Source organism: Streptomyces sp. NPDC002536, from assembly GCF_053594995.1.
Genome location: NZ_JBSFWU010000025.1, coordinates 22,154 through 40,401, shown reverse-complemented (window position 1 = coordinate 40,401; position 18,248 = coordinate 22,154). Strand labels below are relative to the sequence as shown.

Annotated in this window: 16 protein-coding genes and 1 pseudogene; 12 read left to right on the top strand and 5 right to left on the bottom strand. The window is 68.2% G+C overall.

Translation table 11 applies throughout. The features are described from left to right. Together ACWD4B_RS12070 and ACWD4B_RS12065 are read right to left on the bottom strand one after the other, a co-directional pair. A partial coding sequence (locus ACWD4B_RS12070; RefSeq protein WP_451420653.1) for an NB-ARC domain-containing protein occupies positions 1-1,883 on the bottom strand: 1,883 nt, incomplete at its 3' end. Positions 1,884-1,893: 10 nt separating this feature from the next. After that, a complete protein-coding gene (locus ACWD4B_RS12065) occupies positions 1,894-2,355 on the bottom strand; it encodes a hypothetical protein (protein ID WP_451420652.1) in 462 nt (153 codons plus the stop codon). Between the two features lie 95 nt (positions 2,356-2,450). Between ACWD4B_RS12065 and ACWD4B_RS12060 the strand changes: the two genes are divergently transcribed. The 12 genes from ACWD4B_RS12060 to ACWD4B_RS12005 all read left to right on the top strand — a co-directional run bounded on the left by ACWD4B_RS12060 (position 2,451) and on the right by ACWD4B_RS12005 (position 16,796). Then, complete coding sequence (locus tag ACWD4B_RS12060; RefSeq protein WP_451420651.1) at positions 2,451-3,623, top strand: hypothetical protein; 1,173 nt, start codon at positions 2,451-2,453, stop codon at positions 3,621-3,623. A 120-nt stretch (positions 3,624-3,743) separates the two neighbouring features. Then, positions 3,744-5,753, top strand: coding sequence for a carbamoyltransferase C-terminal domain-containing protein (locus ACWD4B_RS12055; RefSeq protein WP_451420650.1), 2,010 nt, complete (start codon positions 3,744-3,746; stop codon positions 5,751-5,753). Between the two features lie 98 nt (positions 5,754-5,851). After that, positions 5,852-6,856: an ATP-grasp domain-containing protein gene (locus tag ACWD4B_RS12050; RefSeq protein ID WP_451420649.1), complete on the top strand. Its 1,005-nt coding sequence runs from the start codon at positions 5,852-5,854 to the stop codon at positions 6,854-6,856. A gap of 438 nt (positions 6,857-7,294) precedes the next feature. Continuing rightward, the gene (locus tag ACWD4B_RS12045; RefSeq protein WP_451420648.1) at positions 7,295-7,786 is read left to right on the top strand and encodes a phytanoyl-CoA dioxygenase family protein; all 492 of its coding nucleotides are present in this window, start codon (positions 7,295-7,297) and stop codon (positions 7,784-7,786) included. 718 nt (positions 7,787-8,504) lie between these two features. Continuing rightward, complete coding sequence (locus ACWD4B_RS12040; protein ID WP_451420647.1) at positions 8,505-9,395, top strand: HNH endonuclease; 891 nt, start codon at positions 8,505-8,507, stop codon at positions 9,393-9,395. Between the two features lie 133 nt (positions 9,396-9,528). Continuing rightward, complete coding sequence (locus tag ACWD4B_RS12035; RefSeq protein WP_451420646.1) at positions 9,529-10,335, top strand: SAVMC3_10250 family protein; 807 nt, start codon at positions 9,529-9,531, stop codon at positions 10,333-10,335. A 549-nt stretch (positions 10,336-10,884) separates the two neighbouring features. Next, positions 10,885-11,664 carry an XRE family transcriptional regulator gene (locus ACWD4B_RS12030; RefSeq protein ID WP_451420645.1) on the top strand — a complete coding sequence of 260 codons (780 nt, stop codon included), beginning with the start codon at positions 10,885-10,887 and terminating at the stop codon, positions 11,662-11,664. 19 nt (positions 11,665-11,683) lie between these two features. Beyond that, positions 11,684-12,877, top strand: a complete 1,194-nt coding sequence (locus ACWD4B_RS12025; RefSeq protein ID WP_451420644.1) for a M20 family metallopeptidase — start codon at positions 11,684-11,686, stop codon at positions 12,875-12,877. Between the two features lie 140 nt (positions 12,878-13,017). After that, complete coding sequence (locus ACWD4B_RS12020; RefSeq protein ID WP_451420643.1) at positions 13,018-13,191, top strand: hypothetical protein; 174 nt, start codon at positions 13,018-13,020, stop codon at positions 13,189-13,191. 92 nt (positions 13,192-13,283) lie between these two features. Further along, positions 13,284-15,026 (top strand): asparagine synthase-related protein, encoded by a 1,743-nt coding sequence (locus ACWD4B_RS12015; RefSeq protein WP_451420642.1) that lies wholly within the window; start codon positions 13,284-13,286, stop codon positions 15,024-15,026. Further along, on the top strand, positions 15,020-15,307 hold the full coding sequence (locus ACWD4B_RS12010) for a PqqD family protein (RefSeq protein WP_451420641.1): 288 nt from the start codon (positions 15,020-15,022) through the stop codon (positions 15,305-15,307). The genes ACWD4B_RS12015 and ACWD4B_RS12010 overlap by 7 nt, the downstream gene beginning before the upstream one ends. A 349-nt stretch (positions 15,308-15,656) precedes the next feature. Then, positions 15,657-16,796 (top strand): alpha/beta fold hydrolase, encoded by a 1,140-nt coding sequence (locus ACWD4B_RS12005; RefSeq protein ID WP_451420640.1) that lies wholly within the window; start codon positions 15,657-15,659, stop codon positions 16,794-16,796. Positions 16,797-16,919: 123 nt separating this feature from the next. Here ACWD4B_RS12005 and ACWD4B_RS12000 read toward each other — a convergent pair whose 3' ends face one another. From ACWD4B_RS12000 to ACWD4B_RS11990, 3 genes and pseudogenes are all read right to left on the bottom strand, one after another. Further along, positions 16,920-17,306 (bottom strand): fic family toxin-antitoxin system, toxin component, encoded by a 387-nt coding sequence (locus ACWD4B_RS12000; protein WP_451420639.1) that lies wholly within the window; start codon positions 17,304-17,306, stop codon positions 16,920-16,922. Then, a complete protein-coding gene (locus ACWD4B_RS11995; RefSeq protein ID WP_451420638.1) occupies positions 17,303-17,599 on the bottom strand; it encodes a hypothetical protein in 297 nt (98 codons plus the stop codon). Before ACWD4B_RS11995 ends, ACWD4B_RS12000 begins: the two co-directional genes overlap by 4 nt. Before the next feature lie 327 nt (positions 17,600-17,926). After that, positions 17,927-18,091, bottom strand: a pseudogene (locus tag ACWD4B_RS11990) (IS256 family transposase); the annotation flags it as partial. Between the last annotated feature and the right edge of the window lie 157 nt (positions 18,092-18,248).

Sequence of the window (18,248 nt, the reverse complement as noted above, 5' to 3'; positions counted from 1 at the left end):
GTCAGAACTGCCTGGGTCACGCCCGTGGTCACGTCCCAGAGCCGAACCGCTCCGTCGTCGCCGACCGAGGTGAGCCGACTGCCGTCCGGAGAGAAGGCACAGCCCCAGACCCAGCCTAGGTGGCCACTCAAGGTGGTGTGCAGCGAGCCGGAGTCGACGTCCCAGATCCTGACCGTGCGATCGAGACCGGCGGAGGCGATCCACCGGCCGTCCGGCGAGACGGCACATCCGCGGACCGAACCGGTGTGGCCTTCCAGGGCGCGGCGTAGCGCCGGGTCGGGCCGATCGGGAAGCGGCCAGAACGGCGTCAGGTGGGCTCCGGCCGGCGTGGACGCCGTGACTGCGGCGCTGTCGTCCAAGGCCGTGCCGTGCAGACGGGACAGCAGGGTGTCGGCGAGGCCGGGTTCGAGCGGAACGAGCAGGTGTGCGGCCCTGCCGATGGCCTGGCGCAGCTCCTGAGCGACCGGCGTCGCGGCCAGGGTCAGATCCGTGTCGGCCGCCACCGGGCCGTACCGCTCGATCCTGGCCAGCAGCCAGCGCAGGTCGCAGGCGAGCTCGGTCAACTCTGTGGACCGGTCGGCTTCGGAGAGGTGATAACCGAGGTTCCGCCACAGGTAGTCGACGTCGTCGGGTAGCAGCCACCATGCGGTGCGTTCCGGCTCGTCGGCCCGGGACGGGGGCACGAGTAAGCGAGCTTCGTCGAGTAATGTCCGGTTCAGGCTGGCCAAACGGGCGGGTCCCTGGTGATGGCGGATGTAGCTGCGAAAGACGTCGTGCAGTCGCAGCGCCGGGCCCTGTTGCCAGGACCCGGTTGCCAGTCGTAGTGACGTTAGCTTGACCCGCAACTGCTCGGACGTGTTCGGGGCCAGCCCACCGGTGGCTCCCCAGAGCAGGGACAGCACCTCGCCGGGTACGTTGGTGTCCTCCGGGAAGATGCCGAGGTCAAAGTAACGTTCCCGTTCGTCCGGGCTCAGCAGATTGAGGCTTGCCTGAACGCTAGAGGCCACGGCCTTCTCCCGACTGTGTGCGTCGCCGACGTCGAGGGCGGTCGGTCCTTCGGCCGCCAGTCGGCGGACTACCCAGGCACTCACTTCCTCTAACGTGGCCCCTTGCCGGTGGTACTCCGACACGGCCGCGTTTACTAGGGCCAGCAGGACCGGCCACCTGCCGGTCAGAGCCAGCAGACGTCGCACCACCGCAGGGGGCATACCGATCATGCCCCCTGTCACCACCTGCGCGGCCTCGGCTCGCTCCATCACGTCGACCAAGAGTGAGAGCGTGCCGTGGGGCAGCACGGAACGGCTGCGGGTGGTGACCAGCCGGCGGCACCGATGCCCGCCAATCAGGAATGGTCTCAGCTGCGCTGCCTGCCACACGTCGTCGATGACCAGGAGGATGTCGGGTCGCTGGTCGAGTTGAGCGCCCAGCCGGGCGCCGGCCAACTCCGGGTCGGACACCGTGGACGGCCTGCCCGCCAGCACCTCGCAAAGTCCATTGATCTTACCGGCCAGCTCCGTGCCAGTGACGTGCTGACCGATCGTCACCCACAGCAGGCCGCCGGGAAACCGCGTCCTGAGCATGGGATCGGTGAGGCAGACGTGGGATGCCAAGGTGGTCTTGCCGAAGCCGCCCGCACCTTCCAGCCCGGTGGTCACGGCCACGAGGTCGGTGTTTGGGGCGAGCAGGGCGGCCCGCAGCGACCGAGTCAGCTCCGGCCGGTCGACTACCGGCCCGGCTGGCGGCGGAACCATCCACAACGGCTCCTCGGCAGGAGGCCGGGGGCAGCTGATGACAATCGAGTTGATGTTCCCGCTGTTGGCGACGTTGACACCGCCGGTGGTCCGCTGGTCGATTCTGCCGGTCGACCGGCCGGTGTAGGTCATCCTGGATCGCTCAGGATTCGTGGCGACGCGGGTCGCCTTGCAGGGTGATGTCCCCTACTGTGCCGGTGTTCGTGATGTTCAACCCGCCGGTGTTGGCGGAGAAGGCCGATCCGGTGCCGACCGCCCCTCTGACTTGTGGTTGTGCGTCTGGCAGAACGGCCTGGAGTTGCGCAACCAGGGTCAGCATCTCCCCGACCGTGTCCGGCTGTTCTTCCAGCAGATCGGCGAGCCGGGCGCGCCAGACGACCAACAGCGTCTCCCGCACCTGATCCTGGTGCTCCTCGCTGGCTCGTTCCAACTGCGTCGCGACTTCGTCGAGCCGGCTCGCCACGACGCGTTCGCGCTCGGCCTCACCACGCCCGAGCAGTCTCAGGAAGCCGGCCCGGGCGCCCTGCCAGGCGTCGGTCGCAACGGCGTTGACCAGGGCCAGTGCGCCGGTCGAGGCAAGCTCGGTGATCAGTTCGCCCGACATGTGTACCCCCCAATTCGGCGGGTCCGACTATCACACAACTGTCATATGGCTACAAGGGGTTGCGTACTGATCTCCCCTTGTACACAGTCATGGCTATGGTCACAGCAAGGGACGGAGCCCTGACCGGCACGTGGCTGGGCGAGGATCGGGCCGTTTACTTCGTCCGCCACAAGGCGGAGACCTTGTGGTGGGTGGGCCTGAGCGCCGATTCACCACTGGGAGCGGACGAGTTCCACCTCGGCCTCAGGTTCGCCAACGTCTACCGCGGCCGGGTGATCGGCTCGGCGGTGCTCGGGGAATGGGCGGACACCCCGCGTGGTGACGTCCCGCAGAGCGGCTCGATGGATCTGGATCTGGTGTCGGCCGATGAGATGAGAAGGCTGCGGGCGACCGGCCGTTTCGGCTGCTCGGCATGGCACCGGACCGACCTGCCCGTGCGGTGGGATGCCGTCGCCGAGTTCACCGAGCGGTTCGGTGCCGGCGGGGCGCAGGCCCGCGCGCTGGTCGCGTGCGCGGAGTCCGTGGTCGAATACGGCACGGTCGTCCGGAACCTCGCCGCCGAAGGCAATGACATCTCCTTCACCATCAAGCTCGACGGTCTGCTGCAGAGCCCCGGGGCGGCACGGCAGCCGGCCACTCCGGGGCGGCCGTCTTCCGGGCTCGCCGAGCGGCGACAGACCGTCGTCTGCACGATCCTGGGGCGCACGGGATCGCCGCGCTTCCCCGGCTGGATGCAGCACGACGGAAGCAGCGTGCTCTTCTTCGACGGGCGTCCGGTCAACGGTGACGCATCCGTCGCGCCGGACGGGTCGGCGCGGATCCGCGACCGCGACCTCCCGCCAGGTACCCGGGTACGGGTCTGCGGGTTCCTCGCCTCGCGGGGGACGGAGCCCGAGGGGGACGGCTCATACACGATCTGTCCGGTGTACTCGGTCGACGTCGTTGCACCGGTGCCACGCGGGAGCTTCACGGGGATCTGGACCGCGGACGACGCGGCCACGTACTACCTGCGACAGGTCGGCGACATCGTCTGGTGGCTGGGCATGAGCCACGATCAGGGCCGGACCTTCACCAACGCGTTCAGCGGGAGGGTGATGGCGGACGGCACGGAGAGCATCATCGTCGGTGAGTCGGTCGACGTGCCGCTGGGAGCCCGTCGGGATAGCGGCTCGATCCGGCTGCACTCGTCCGACGGCACGACGCTGACGGCAGACGACGACACCTCGCGTCGGTGGACGAAGGTTTCCGACCGTCTTGACGAGCCGTGACCGCCCTCGGCCCCGTAGCCTCACCGCGCGCCCGTGCGGCGGACCGCGTCACAGCGCTATCGCGGGGACGAGCGATGCGGGGGATCTCCTACGAACGGCCTGCTTGAACGGAGAAACGGTATGCGGTTTGCCGAGAAGCGACGCGAAACCAGACCGGGCTCGACGGTATTGGGGCTGCACTTCGGCCACGACGCCGCCGTGGTGGTCATCCGGTCTGGCGAGATCGTCGCGTTCACCCTGTGCGAGAGGGTCAGCCGGATCAAGCACCGTCTCGGTCTGGACGTGGACACCATCGGCGCGACGCTCAAGGCAGCCGGGATCGGCCCGGACGACGTCGACGCCGTCGCGGTCTCCTCCACGCAAGCCGTCGAACTCCTGGTGGACGCCCCGTCACGGCTGATCGTCCGGTATTGCGGCGAGGACGAGTTCGACCGTCCCTTCGCGGCGCGATTCGCTGGTCTGAGCCACGAGGAGATCGCGGCCACCGGGGAACGCACGCTGTCCCATCTGCTGTCCGGTCCGGACCTGTCACAGACTCCGGTGGGCCAGGTCTTCGCGCGGATGACCCCAGAATCCCTGAAGGAGGCGGACGTTCTCGCTCGAGGAGTCCCTTGGGTGGACCACTTCTCGTTCCACGAGAGCTGGCGGGAGCCGGTCGGGCTGCACGGCCCCTTCGACTCTCCGTGCCTCTCGGACGAGCTCAGGCACGGCTTCCACGCCCCAGTCGTCGTCGAGATCGACGGTTCCCGGATACCGGGCTACGCCGTGCACCACCACTTCGCCCACGCTGCCTGCTCGTACTACCAGTCGGGGTTCCGGCAGGCGGGCATCCTGACCCACGACGGGTTCTCCATCGGCGAGGCGCGGATGCACGGCCGCAGCTTCGAGGAGCAGGCATGCAGCCCCGGAATGTACTTCTATGCCGAGGACGAAGCCATCTATCCGCTGATGCCGCACACCCTGAACATCGGCTTCCTCTACCAGCAGGTCTCCACCAGGCTCGGCCTCGGCCGCCCGGACGGGGCGGGCAAACTCATGGGCCTCGCCGCACACGGGCGTCCGACGTTCTTCGACGAGCGGTTCGTCGGCAACCACCACGACTACCAGGGCCGGTTCACCGATGTGCCGGATGACTGGCTGCGGCACTGCATCGACGCGGGCCGGCGCGCCGGTTACGATCTGGAGCCGTACGGTGACCCGGCCCGGGCCACCGCGCCGATCAACGTCGACATCGCGGCGAGCACCCAGGTGTTGCTGGAGCGGATACGGCTGGCAGCGACAGACTCGCTGCGCAAGCTGCTGGTCATGCTCGGCCGGGACACGGACAACCTCTGCCTGAGCGGCGGCACCGCACTGAACTGCCCGTCGAACTCCCGTATCGCTTCGGCCGGCAGCTTCGCCCGCGTCTTCGTTGAGCCGATGTGCGATGACGGCGGGCTCGCCATCGGTGCGGCATTCGCCGTCTACCACAACGTCTTCGGTAACCCGCTGCCCGGCGACGGGCCGAGGAGCGCCAGTCCGTACCTCGGGCCGACGTACCAGGAGCACGAGGTGGACCGGGCCCTGGTGGAGATGGCGGATCAGATTGTCATCGAGCGGTGCGACGATCCGGCCGTCCGCGCTGCCGAGGATCTCGCCCAGGACAGGCTCGTCGCCTGGTTCGACGGCCGCAGCGAGGCCGGACCGAGAGCCCTGGGCCATCGGTCCTTGCTGGCCGATCCACGGCCTGCTGGCAACTGGTCCCGGGTGAACCGCGTGAAGCGGCGCGAGCAATGGCGCCCACTGGCACCGTCAGTGCTCGCGGAACACGCGTCCGACTGGTTCGGGTCGGTGCCGTTGCCGTCACCGTCCATGCTCTTCAACGCCGAGGTCATCGCGCCGGGACTCGACGCTGTGACGCACGTCGACGGCACCGCGCGCATCCAGACTGTCGACGCGGCCAACGGCGACTACTACTGGCTCATCAGCCGGTTCCACGAACTCACCGGAGTCCCTGTCGTCCTGAATACTTCGCTCAACCGCCCTGGGGAACCCATCGTGGAACGCCCAGCCGAAGCCGTTGAGCTGTTCCTCCGCCAAGACATCGACGTGCTTTACATCGCCGGCCGTCGAATCACTCGTCAGCGATGACAAAGCAATAGAAGCTTCGGTGCGTTATCGGTCAACCGTCGCCGACTCCAGCCAAGGACGGATTCATGCAGTGGTGGTGAGAGCAGGGGAGGGATTCGGTGATCAGAAGAGCCAGGAGCGAAAGCCGTAGCGCAGGCCCGCTGTCCAAGGCAATGGTCACCGGTGTTGGCGGGGCCGCGGGCTTCGGCTTGGCCAAAACCTTGAGGAACCGGGGAATCGGTGTTGTTGCGCTGGACTGCGACTCGCTGGCTTCGGGGCTCCACCTACCGGGCGTAGAAGCCCACCTGGCTTTGCCGGCCTCGGATGATCGCTACTTTGCTCAGCTCAGCGAGGTGGCAGAGGCGACTGCCGCCACCGCACTCGTTCCGACGCTGGACGAAGAGCTGATGGTGCTCACGAACGCAGCGGATGAGCTGTCGCGGCTGGGACTCGCCGCCTGGCTTCCAAGCCCCTCGACTATTGAGCAGTGCCTGGACAAGCTCCTCTTCTCTAAAGTCCTGGGCAAGAACGGAATTCCTACTCCGTCCACCTATCTCCCGGAAGAGATCGGCTCCATCGAGTCGACATCTGGATTTGTTGTTAAACCCCGCACCGGGCGGGGCGGTCGGCACGTCTACCGATGTTCCACTTCGAAGCAGGCAGCCGTGCTCTGCGATCTCGTGCCGGCACCCATCGTCCAGCCACTGGTCAGAGGGCAGGAGTTCACCGCCGACTGCCTTCGCTGGCGCGAGGGGCAGTCGGTGTGCGCTCTCCGGACGCGGGACCGGGTGAAAGGCGGAATGAGTGTGGCGGGTACGACCTTTCACGATCCCAGGGGACTAAAGGCCGTCCGAAGAGCGATCGACGCTGTCAATCTTGAAGGCCCATGCTGCGTCCAGGGCTTTCTTACCACGGACCCACAGGAACCAGTGTGCATCACGGAGGTGAATCCACGCTTCGGTGGTGGCATTGTCTTGAGTGAGGCCGCCGGGGCAGAGATTTTGGGTCGCTACCTGGGCGTCCTTGGCGGACAGGACGTCGACCGTGACGAGACCCGGTACTCCTCAGGGGTCTCCATGATCAGGTACTCGGAGGAGTACTTCCTTACCGAAGCGTCTCGGTAGGCCTCATGCTTGCGGTCGGCTCGTCGGCGCGGCCAGAATCGGCAGCATGGTCAAGGGTGCGATGTTCGACTTCTCCGGAACCCTCTTTCGGATCGAATCGACCGCGCAGTGGCTTCGCGCGGTGGTGGCGAACGCCAGCCTGGCCATGTCCGAGAATGAACTCGACGTATGTGTCAGGCAACTGGAAGCGGCCGGGGCGTTGGCTGGAGGCGCTCCCCCTCGACGAGTGCCGCCCGATCTGAAGGGGCTGTGGCGGGAGTGCGATCTGAGCACCGAGCAACACCGGGCCGCCTATACGGCTCTCACCCGGGAAGCGTCGTTACCGTCAGCTGACCTGGCCGAGGCCCTGTACGACCTTTCTCAGCTGCCCGAGGCATGGAGGCCGTATTCCGATACCAAGGAAACCCTTCGCGCGGCACTGTCGACGAACGTAACATCGTGCCCTGGCACTTCGACCGTCACTACTGGCAGACGTGCACTTCCGACAGCATGCTCACTGCTTTCATCCCTTTCCACGACTGTGACGAGGAGATGGGGACGATCAGCATGGTCGACGGCAGTCACACCTGGCGGGAGACCGGCGCGGACGACTCCACCACCCGGCACTTCGCCGACCGTGACCGTCTCGAACTCGAGGACATGCTGCAGGAGAACGCCGCGTTCAACGGCGCCGAGGTGCGCAAGGTCCCCGTCGTCATCCCCAAGGGACACATCAGTTTCCACCACTGCCGCACCTACCACGGCAGCGGACTGAACACCAGCGGTCGTCCGCGCCGTGCCATCAGTCTTCACCTGCAGGACCGCGACAACGCCTGGCGTCCCTTCCCGGCGGCGCACTGGGACCGGTGCCGGATGGACCGCTGGCTGGCAATGCGGCTCATGGAAGGCCCTGATCAGCGGATGCCGTTGGTGATCTTCGGGTGGTGTTAACCGGAGCTGACGGAAGGTAGGTTGCGGCAGAGCTGGAAAAAAGGCTGCGGCCTTCCTCTGGGCGGATACGGCCGTATCGGCCGACCTTACCGACCAGACCCTGGCCGACTTCGGTGACCAGCTCAGATGAACATCGCTCGGCCGGACATTCCCTCGTCCAGTATCGACTGTCAGTGCTGTGGCCTACCTTGCGGTCCAACCAGGATCAGGTGCCGTGCGGCCATGCATGAAGAACGAGGTACCCGCCATGAGGAGATGCTCGGTATGCAAGGTGGACATCAGCCACCGGCACGGACTTGCGAAGTACTGCTCCGACACCTGTGCCGTGGAAGCACGTCGTCCCGCCGTACTTATCTGTGAGGAGTGCCACACCCCGTTCATTCGGCCGCACCGTCCTGGTGCGCCTCCCCGCTACTGCTCCGAGGAGCATCGGGCCGCTGTGGCGGCCCGAAGGTCCAGGGACTATCACGCGGCCCGCATGGAAGAGCTTCGCTTGCTGCGGGGCGATAGAAGGTGCGAGGTCTGTGGGGCCGACATCAATCATCGCCAGGCCAGCGCAAGGTACTGCTGCCAGCAGTGCTGCTATGACGCTCGGGGGCATGTTCCGTATCAGCCCACGTCGCACGAGGAGCGACTGCTCAGGCGTCGCGAGAGGCGGGCCGCCGCACGACCGGTATCGATCACTTTCCAGTGCAAGCGCTGTGGGAGCCCGTTCGACGTGTCAGGAGACAAGTCAGGGCGCAAGCCGCAGCGCTGTCAGCCGTGCCGGGATCTCGACAAGCCTCAGGTGCGCTCGGGACCCCTGGCTTGCAAGGGCTGTGGTCTGACCGTTCCGGCCGAGCGAGGTGTTCTCGCCCTCTACTGCTCTATCGACTGCCAGGTCACCATGAACAGCTTGGCGCAGGCGAAACGGCGCAAGGTCGAGCGCGCGGAAGCTAAGCGGGACCGGCAGTGTGAGGTCTGCGGTCGGCCGATCGAGGTGCGGGAACACGGCCTCCGCAAGTACTGCGGTCATGGCTGCTGGTACCGCGCCAATCACATCCCCAGGCCGAAAGCTGACGCCTGTGCCTGGTGCGGAGGCGCAATGTCCCATCGCCGTGCCGACGCCAAGTTCTGCGGGCAGTCCTGCTACCTGAAGGCCCAGTACAAGCGCAAGGTCGGTACTGCTCTTCGTTCACGCCCTTGCGGCCACTGTGGAGAGAAGATGCCGCTCAGCACTGCGCACCGTGTCTACTGCTCGGGCCGCTGCTCCCGTCGTGCCTACTTCGAGGCGAACCGGGAGAAGGTCCGGGCTGCGAAGCGCCGCGGAAACCACCAGCGCCGAGCGATGCTCGCCCAAGCCAAGCGATACAGCGTGACCGACCGTGATCTCTCACGGCTGTGGGGTCGGTACGAGGACAGTTGCGCCTACTGTGGCGAGAGATCCCCATCCCTGCACCAGGAGCATGTCGTCCCGATCTCCCGGGGCGGCGTCGACGGCATCGGAAACTTGGTCCCCGCCTGCCTCGACTGCAACCTCGCGAAAGGCGACCGGACCATCCTGGAGTGGCGCCTCGGGAAAAAGTCCCCCCGCTACAGAACCCGGCCAGACAGCAAGGACGACGGCTGAGTGTGTACACGCTTTCTGGGTGTAGCCAGTTCATTCTTGGCCTACGGCTCGCGCGTTCTTGATCGCGAGCCCCCTTTCCGCGACTCTCGACATAGACCGACAGCGGTGGTGAAGCGATCCGGAGGCGGGGGACATGCGGGAGCTGCAGTACCTGTCCATGGCCAAGCTCGATGACTTCCACGAGCGGCAGCGAAGGAGGCTCACGGATCGAGCCGTTGAGGCCGAAGCCAGCGTGATGGGTTCCGGCGGTCGCGTCGCTGTGGGGGAGGGCGTGGCCGGGGAGCGAACGTCTGCCGAACGCCTGGAGCGCGTCCTGGAGCATCTGGTGAAGCAGTGCTGGGCGCGTTCATGGGAGCCAGCGGCGTGCGGCCATCTTGGAGTCGATGCCTGGTTGGAGTTCCGTGGTCCGTTCCGCTACGGCGCCGCAGCCAGTGACGTTGGATTCCACGAACGGGACGTCTTCGCTTACGCATCACTGGAGGAGGGCTACTGCCCGCACCGCGATGGTGAGTTCTGCCCCAACATCGAACTGTTGCTATGCGGCTCGAAGCAGCATGTGCGGGATCACCGTGATCATCCGCCGACCAGGATGGGATCCGGCTCGGACTGGTTGCACGCCATGGCAGCCGACCTGGTCCGGCGGGAGGCCCGTGGGGACACGACGTCCCCTGAGATATTGGCCTCTACCAGGCTGAGTGATCAGGAGTTCGCGGCCAGGTCCGCTTTTTCCATGATCTCTCACTTCTACCGGACTCCTGGGTACCTGCGTGGGCATGCCCGCGTGTTGTGCAACTTCCCGCCGGAGCGGCTGCGGCACCGGATGATCGTGGCAACCCCTTTGTACGTGGAGGTTGGGGTACAGCCGGCTCCGCCGGCCACATCGGATTCTGACGCCGGGGAGACCGCGCGCCACCGCCGCTGGTGGCGATCACAACGCTGAGCTGGAGCCGGGGAGATCACAAGCGGATGGTGATAGCCAACTCACCACGAAGCTCAGCCTGAACACTGAAGGGTAAGGCCGTCGCGGCGAGATGGCTGGCGAGGTGACGCCGTACCTGATCCATCAACGGGATGCCCGACTGTGCAGGGAAGGAGTGGCGGGAGCTGCAGGTGACGGTCGGGATCCCGGCGCGGGTACTGATCGTCACGCTCCAGGTGTGTGGGGGCCGAGCGGTCATGAAGCGCCTTCGAGAAGACCAGAGGGGCCGGTGAAAGTTGTCATAGCCTGTCGCGGAGGTCCTCACAGTAGACACACCGCGGCTCTGCGTGAGTCCCTGGTCCCGGGCACAGCGCTGTAGGCCCCCTCGGCAGTCCAGCAGCTCGATGTGGAGGTGGGGGCAGGAGCCAGCGTGTGCCGGGCCGCCCAGTTGAGCGAATGGATCGACACCCTCAGGACAACTGTCCTGCTTTGCGCCGTTGGCCGCGGCGGCCGGGCCCAGGGCCGCTGGGCCCGGGCTCGCTGAACTGCTGTCGGGCTGGGGAGGGGGCGGTGTTGGTGGTCGCAGCCAGGGATGCGGATTCGGCGCTCAAGCGGGCGCGGGTGGCGCGGAACATGACGCTGGAGGAGGCCGCCAACGTGCTGAACGCGATCACCGGGGGAGCAACGGAGGCGAGCTTGATGAGTGCGTGGGAGTCCGGGCGGCGCCGTACGGGCACACGGAACCGGGCCGGGCTGTGCCGGCTGTACCGCGAGCGTCCGGAGGTGCTGTTCGCCCACCAGGACGGCGCGGCCACCAGCGTGCTGGAGACCTTCGGCACGGCCGTGGTCGTGAAGGTGCTGACCCGTTGGACCGACCTGATCGAGTCGATGGTGGGGGTTGTGGCCGGGGCGCAGGAGCAACTGGTTGTCACCGGTTCCCGGTCGCGGGAGAAGGCCTATCTGGCGGCGATTGAGGCGGCTGTTGCCCAACAGCCGGACCTGGTCCACTACCGCGTGCTGTACGGCCCGCCCAGGCACCGGGCGCTGGTCGGCCACTTGGTGCGGCTGCTGGAATTGCGTGATCCGGCCGCGCGCCGCAACGGCGTCAAGACGCTGCACATCGGGATGGTCGAGCCGGCCGAGGTGCTGGAACGCTTCTTCGTCGCCTCGGAGACTGCCGCGGTGGTGCCGCTGCCGTCCTTTCACGGGGCGGACGGGTTCGACTGCGGCGTCTTGCTCAGCCGTGAGGGGGCGGTAGGGCTGGTCCACCATGGCCGGGAGGCGTGCGCGTCCGCGCGGCCGGTGGAGACGCTCGAGGCCGTCCGCGCGCTGCCGGTAGGCCACAACTGACACCTGATGGGGAGATCCGTTGAGTGAGAACCTTCAGCAGGCCGCCCGGGGCCGTACGGCGTCCGTGGTCGAGCTGGCTCAGGAGCTGATCCGGCGTCCCAGCAGGGCGGGGATCGATGACTACGGGCCCGTGCTTGCCGTGCTGGAGGACTGGCTTGCTGCCCGTGCCGTGCCACACCGGCGCCTGCACGACGACGCGGGCGCCCTGGTGGGGCTGCTGGTGGAGATCCCCGGCGGCCGTCCGGGCGCGTGGTGGACGCTGGACGCGTGTGTGGACACCGCCCCGTACAGCGACGAGGCCGCCTGGTCGTTTCCGCCGGCCTGCGGGGAGGTGGTGGACGGCTGGCTGCTGGGCCGGGGCTCGGCCGACTCCAAGCTCGCCGCCGCGATGTTCTGCCACATCGCCGCCGACCTCATGCCTCGTGCCGCCGATCTGAGCGGCGGGCTTGCGGTGCTTCTGGACGTCGATGAGCACACCGGCAGCTTCGGCGGCGCCCGCGCCTACCTCGCCGATGAGGCTGCCATCCGCCCCGCCGGGGTGATGATCGGCTACCCGGGCCTTAAGGAGGTCGTGGTCGGCGGCCGGGGACTGTGGCGGGCAGTGATCACTGTGCATGCCCCTTCCGGACACTCCGGGGCCACCAAGGCCGTGGTCAACGCGATCTTCCGCGCGACTCACCTCGTGCGCCTCCTGGACGCCGCTGAACTGCCCGGCGTAGATGCTGCATCGGGGTTCCCGCTGCCACCGAAGCTGTCGGTGACCGCCTTCCACGGCGGTCAGGGCTTCTCCGTCACCCCCGACCGGTGCGAGCTGAACATCGACGTCCGCACCACCGTGAACTTCGACGCTCATGACGCCGAAACTCTGGTGCGCAAGGCCGTCGTCGAGCTCGACACACAGCTGCCCGCCCCGGCGCCCACCGAGGTCACCCCGGTCGCAACGTGGCCGCCGTTTCGCCTGACCGGGGATGAGCAGCCCGCCGCCGCCCTCCTGAACGCCGCCGCCAAGGCGGGCCTTTCCCCCCGGGCGAAGACCGCGGGACCGTCGAACATCGGCAACCTCCTGGCGGCCGAGGGCATCCCGGCCACCGCCGGCTTCGGCGTGCCGTACGAGGGCCTGCACGGCATCGACGAGCGCGCCCGCCTCGCGGAACTCCCCACCGTGTACGCCATCTACCACCAGGCCGTAGTCAGCCTCCTACGGGCAGGCTGACGTTCCAGGCCCGTCCCAGATTTCTCCCAGATCCGCTCCCAGCAAGTCCCCATCTCCGTCTCTGGAGACGGATCTTCGCTCGCGGTGAGATAGAGGGCAGCACCACCGGCGTATCCACCGATGACACAGGGAGACCGGCCATGGCCGAGCAGACCACCGTCGCCACCAGGCCCGCCGTCGCGGACACCTCCGCCCCGGCGCCATGCAGCGGCGCCTTCGCGCCGCAGGTCAGCACTCACCTGGTGGCCACCCTCACCCTGGGCCGCCAGAACGCCAACGACGCGGACAAGTCCAACTACTTCGAGGGCTCGTGACGCATCGCCGAGCGTGACTGAGAAATCCGGGGGCCGGCCGCCGAGCGGCCGGCCCCCGGGCACGTCACAGGGTCCTGGCCCCGGGGGGCGCGATGGAACAACAGTGGATCACCGGCGGCACCGCCGCCACGGACGGAGTGACCATCAAAGGACTCGGCGACGTCCGCCGGGCCCCAGACATGCGGGCACGCGCGGTCGGCGAAGGGCCGGCCACCGTCGCGGTTGTGGGCGACTGCACCCTCACCGAACAGGAGCTGCGCACCGCGCTTCCCGCGGTGCGGGCGGGCCGGTGGGCCGAGCTGACCCGGTGGCCCGGCTCGTACTGGGTGATCGCGGACAACGGGCGGCAACACTTCGTGTGCGGGGACCTGGCCGGCCTGCGAGCCATCTACTACACGCTGCACGGCGAAAGGACGGCGTGGGCGACCGCCGCCCGGCTCCTGGGGTGCCCGCTCGTGCCGGATCTTCCCTGGCTGGCAGCCCGGCTGACGGCAGGCGAACACCACTGGCCGCACCACAGCCCCTACGAACGCATCCACCTGGTGCCGGGCGGGTTCGGGCTGCTGCTCACGCCCGGGGCGCCGCCGCAGCTCATCGACGTCACCGCCATCGAGCCGGTCGTCGAACTCCACGAAGGCGCCGCGCAGTTCGGCCGCGCGCTCACCGATGCCGTCCAGCGCCGGGTCCACGACGCCGACGGGGCAGTGGGGGCAGACCTGTCCGGCGGACTGGACTCCTCGGCAGCCGTCGTGCTCGCCGCCGAGACCGCACGCGTGCACGCGGTGACGTACACCGACGGCTACACCAGCGCCGAGGACACCGCGTTCGCATCCCGCGTCGCCGAACACACCCGTATCGAGCACACGACGGCCGCCGGAAGCGACGCCCAGCTGCCGTTCGGCTTCCCCGCCGGACAGCCTGCCGGAACCGAGCCGGTACTGGAAGCGGCCACGTACACGATGGACGCCTGCTACCTCGCCCCGGTGCGGGACCTGCCCGTGCACCTGACCGGGCACGGCGGGGACGTGGTACTGGATGCGTCCGCCTCCTGCTGGGCCCGTCTCCTGCAGGACGGCCGCCGCCGTGAGGCGCACCGCCAGGTCGTGGCGTTCGCCCGGCTGCGCAACACCGCGCCCGGCCCGGCCTGGAAGACACTCAAGCAGGCTGCCGGTCTCGGAAGGAGCACTGCCCTGCTCCGCGCTGCCGAGGCCCTGGAGCACGGGCCCGCCGCGGGGGAGCGGGCCACGGGCGGATGGTCGTGGTGCCGTCTGGGAGCGGGCGCATCCTGGCTGACCGGCCACGGCCGCCACCAGGTCGCCGCGCTGCTGCGGCAGGCCGCCCGTGACCAGCAGCCGGAGCACGCTGATGAGTTCGACCAGTGGGCTGCCCTGCGGTCGGTGGGCGCCTCCGCCCGCGGCTGGGAACCCTACGCCCACGCCCTCGGCATCCAGCCGGTGTACCCCTACCTGGACAACCAGGTCGTACGCGCCGCGTTCGCCGTGCCTGCCCTTGCCCGGCGCGGGCTGGTGGCCTACAAGCCGCTGTTGCGGGCCGCGCTGCCGCAGCTGCCCGACTGGCTGACCTCCCGGCGCTCGAAGGGTTCGTTCACCGCCCAGCGCATCGCCGGGCTCGCCCGCCACCACGGCCGGCTGACCGAGCTGGTCGGCGCAAGCCCCCTGGCCGCGGCCGGGCTCATCGACCCTGCGGCCGTCCAGACGGTGCTCGCACAGACAGCGCGCGGGCACAGCGCCACGGCCATCGCCGACCTGCACCACCTGCTCGTGACATGCTGGTGGCTGACCGGCCAGAAAACGGGGCTGGAGGCGGCATGTTGACCCCTGCCCGCTATGTCCACCACGCCACCGGCCCCCATGGAACAGGGGTACTCGATGTCCGGCGCGGACGGTGGCTGATGCTGGACGCAGACGCCTCCCGCATCTGGCACGCCGTCACCGTCCGCGGGAACACGACGGGGCTCGCCGGCGAGATCTCCGTCCGCACCGGCCAGGACCCGCAGGTCGTCGGCGAACAGATTGCCGCGTTCGTCGGCGAGTTGGTGGCCACCGGCGTGCTCGTCGACACCGACCGCCCGCAGTGCAGGAGGTGGCGGCTGTGACGGTGATGGCCCCCGCTGCCCGGCCCACCGCGCCGCGGCGTGACCGCTTGGTCGCGGCCGTTGCGATAGCCCGTCGTCGCGTCGTCTTCGATCTGGTTGCCGGAGTAGTTCCTGACAACGGTCTGACGCTCGACAGTCGGTCTAGGGTGGGCGCTGCGGGGGAGGGGCGGCGAGCGGAGGTCATCGGGTCAGTGCCTTTGCCGGCGTCATGCGTGAGCCCGGATGCAGAATCCACCCCGGCCGCCTTGCGCTGGACGGCGGCTCTGCTGTGGCGCGGGGCAGGCGCCTCGCCGACTGTTGGGTTACGGACGGGCCACCGTCCCGATCCAGCCGGTAAGGAGCTCGCCCCATGGCCATCACGGCGACCGACCATGTGGTGCCGCACACCTCGACCGTCCCCGCAACGGCGGGTCAGAAGGTCGAGCTCTTCGTGCGGGAGTACGACGGCACGCTGCCCGGTCCGCCTGCGGACCGCAAGGCCGTCCTCATGCTGCACGGCAGGAGCATTCCGACGCTGGCGGCCTACGATCTCCAGCACACCTCGTACGGGTGGGCCGAAGCCCTCGCCCGGGCCGGGTACGACGTGTTCATGATGGACCTCCAGGGCTCGGGTCTGTCGCCGCGTCCCCGGATGGAGGACCCGTGCAACGTCGGCCCCAATGAGCAGGGTGCGGTCAACCCTCCGCTGTCGGGCCCGCGCACCGCGAGTTACCCCTTCGTGCTGACCAACTCCCAGAGCGACCAGGACGAGCTCGCCACCGTCGTCGAGTTCATCTGCAGCACACGCAACGTCTCGAAGGTCGCCTTCATCGGCTGGTCGGCGGCCGCCTTCGCGATGGGGCCGTACGCGGTCAAGAATCCGGGGAAGGTGGAGAGCCTGTTCCTGCTTGCCCCGATCTTCCCGCCGCTGGGCCCGCCGGACCCGCCGACGCTGCCGGTGCCGGGCTTCCCCACCCACGTCCTCACCCTGAAGGGCCTCGACCAGGCCTGGACCAACGAGGTGCACTGCGCGGACCAGCGTGAGCCCGGCATGGTCGACGTCGTGTGGAGTGCTCTGATGGACATCGACCCCATCGGTCGCACCTGGGGACCGGTCGACCTGTCCACCGAGAAACCCGTGGGCGCGAGCCGGTACCGGAACTTCGTCACGTGGGGCTGGAACAACACCACGGCCGGGCAAGGAGGAGTCCTCGGCGGAAGCGTGCCCGTGCTGATCGTGCACGGCGAGTTCGACAAGACGGCCAACACGACACCGCCCAGCTCCAACCCGGTACTCGACTTCCACGTCCCCGCGCTCTACGACGCCATCACGGGCACTCACAAGATCCTGGTCACGGCGAAGTGCGCAAGTCACCAGATGCCCTGGGAGGTCCAGCACAAGAACCTGCACAACCTGTCCAAACACTGGCTCGACCAGACCAAGGTCGACGGAAAGACGACGGGCCGCTTCGAGATGGACGAGGACGGCAACATCAGCCCGGTGTCATGACCCCGCGCACCGGACCCTCCCTCGGAGGAGAGCGTGCTCGAGCCGCCGGGGTGCCGACCTGGGCATGCGATCCCGTGGCACGGGATCGCGGCCGCCCTGGTGCGACGGGCCGTGCGGCAGGGGCTATGTGATGGTCCAGGTATGGAGCTGGCGAGCGACCTGAGCGACGCCCGCCGTGCCCGCGGCGGCGTCACGGACGAGCACAACGGCGTCCTTGGGCTGGTACTCGAGCTGGATGCCGTTCAGGTCCAGGAACGCCTCGGTGGCATGCCACGCGAACCGGTCGTTCGAGTGTTCCAGGCATGGCATCCGCACGAGGCTGACCAGCAGTGCGCCGGCCTTCAGGTGCAGGGAGCCGTAGATGTCCCGGTCCATCGCCCGGGCGTACATGCGGGCGACAGCACCGAACAGCGGGCCGTAGTCGTCGACTTGAGGGTCGCCGACAAGCAACTCGGCGGCATGGAGCAGGAAGGGGACGTCGATCCGCAGCGGCGACTGGTCAGCACTCACGCGGCGCGATCCTGCTTCCGCGGCCCGAAGCCAGCCCAGGCCTGCTGCTCGGCGGCACGCTGCTCGGGGGAAGGGTCGCACGCGCCGGGCTCTGCATCGAAGGCGTCTCCGCTGCGCGCCATCGAGGCCCTGAACGCCTCCAGGAACTTCACCTCGACAGCCGTGGCGCGCTCGTAAGCAGCCCGCAGGATGTACTCCTGCATGCTGACCCCGGCCTCCCGGGCCGCGGCCTCGATCGCCCTGCGCTGCTCTGCGTCGGGGAACCGCAGGCTCATTGCTTTCGGATCAGGCATGGTATCGACGGTATCAGTGATACCGCATGCGGGCTACCGATGTGGAGCGGTGCCCGGGCGGGCACACCCGAGAAGGCCGCCGCGCCGTTCGCCGGCAAGGGCGCCGAGGGCGAAGTCGGTACGAACCCGCCCGGTTGTCAGATCGACGGCCTCGAGAGCCGCCCGACGGCCCGCCTCGGCCAGATCGCTGTTGCAGCCGCATGCGAGGGTTACGCCGCCTACCTGGCGCAGTACATCGTGTACTGCCTGCATGCCCCGAGCCCCGGGTGGGACCCCCATCCATCACCCTCTCTGGGATCGCCTGGAAGATCGGGTGATTGGACCGCAGACGTAGTCCCACCCGGACAGGTTCCGGTCCATGAACGCCGTGTGGCCGACCTGCCCCTGCTGGGCCAGCCGGGTCGCCATGGCTGGCGAGGGCCCGGAGGAATTGCCGGGGAACTGCTCCAGGGCGGGCACGAAGTCGCCGCTGGACAGACAGTGCAGGCAGAGACGATACGGAGTAGATGTGATCATTGACGAGAGGGCGGTTCCCCCGTCCCCTGGCCGCCAGCCGGAGTTCCAAGATGGCCGCCGTCATTCCGAACCACCAGTACGAACAGACTCGTTGACATCCAACCTAGTCGGCCCAGGTCAGCGGGCTGCACAC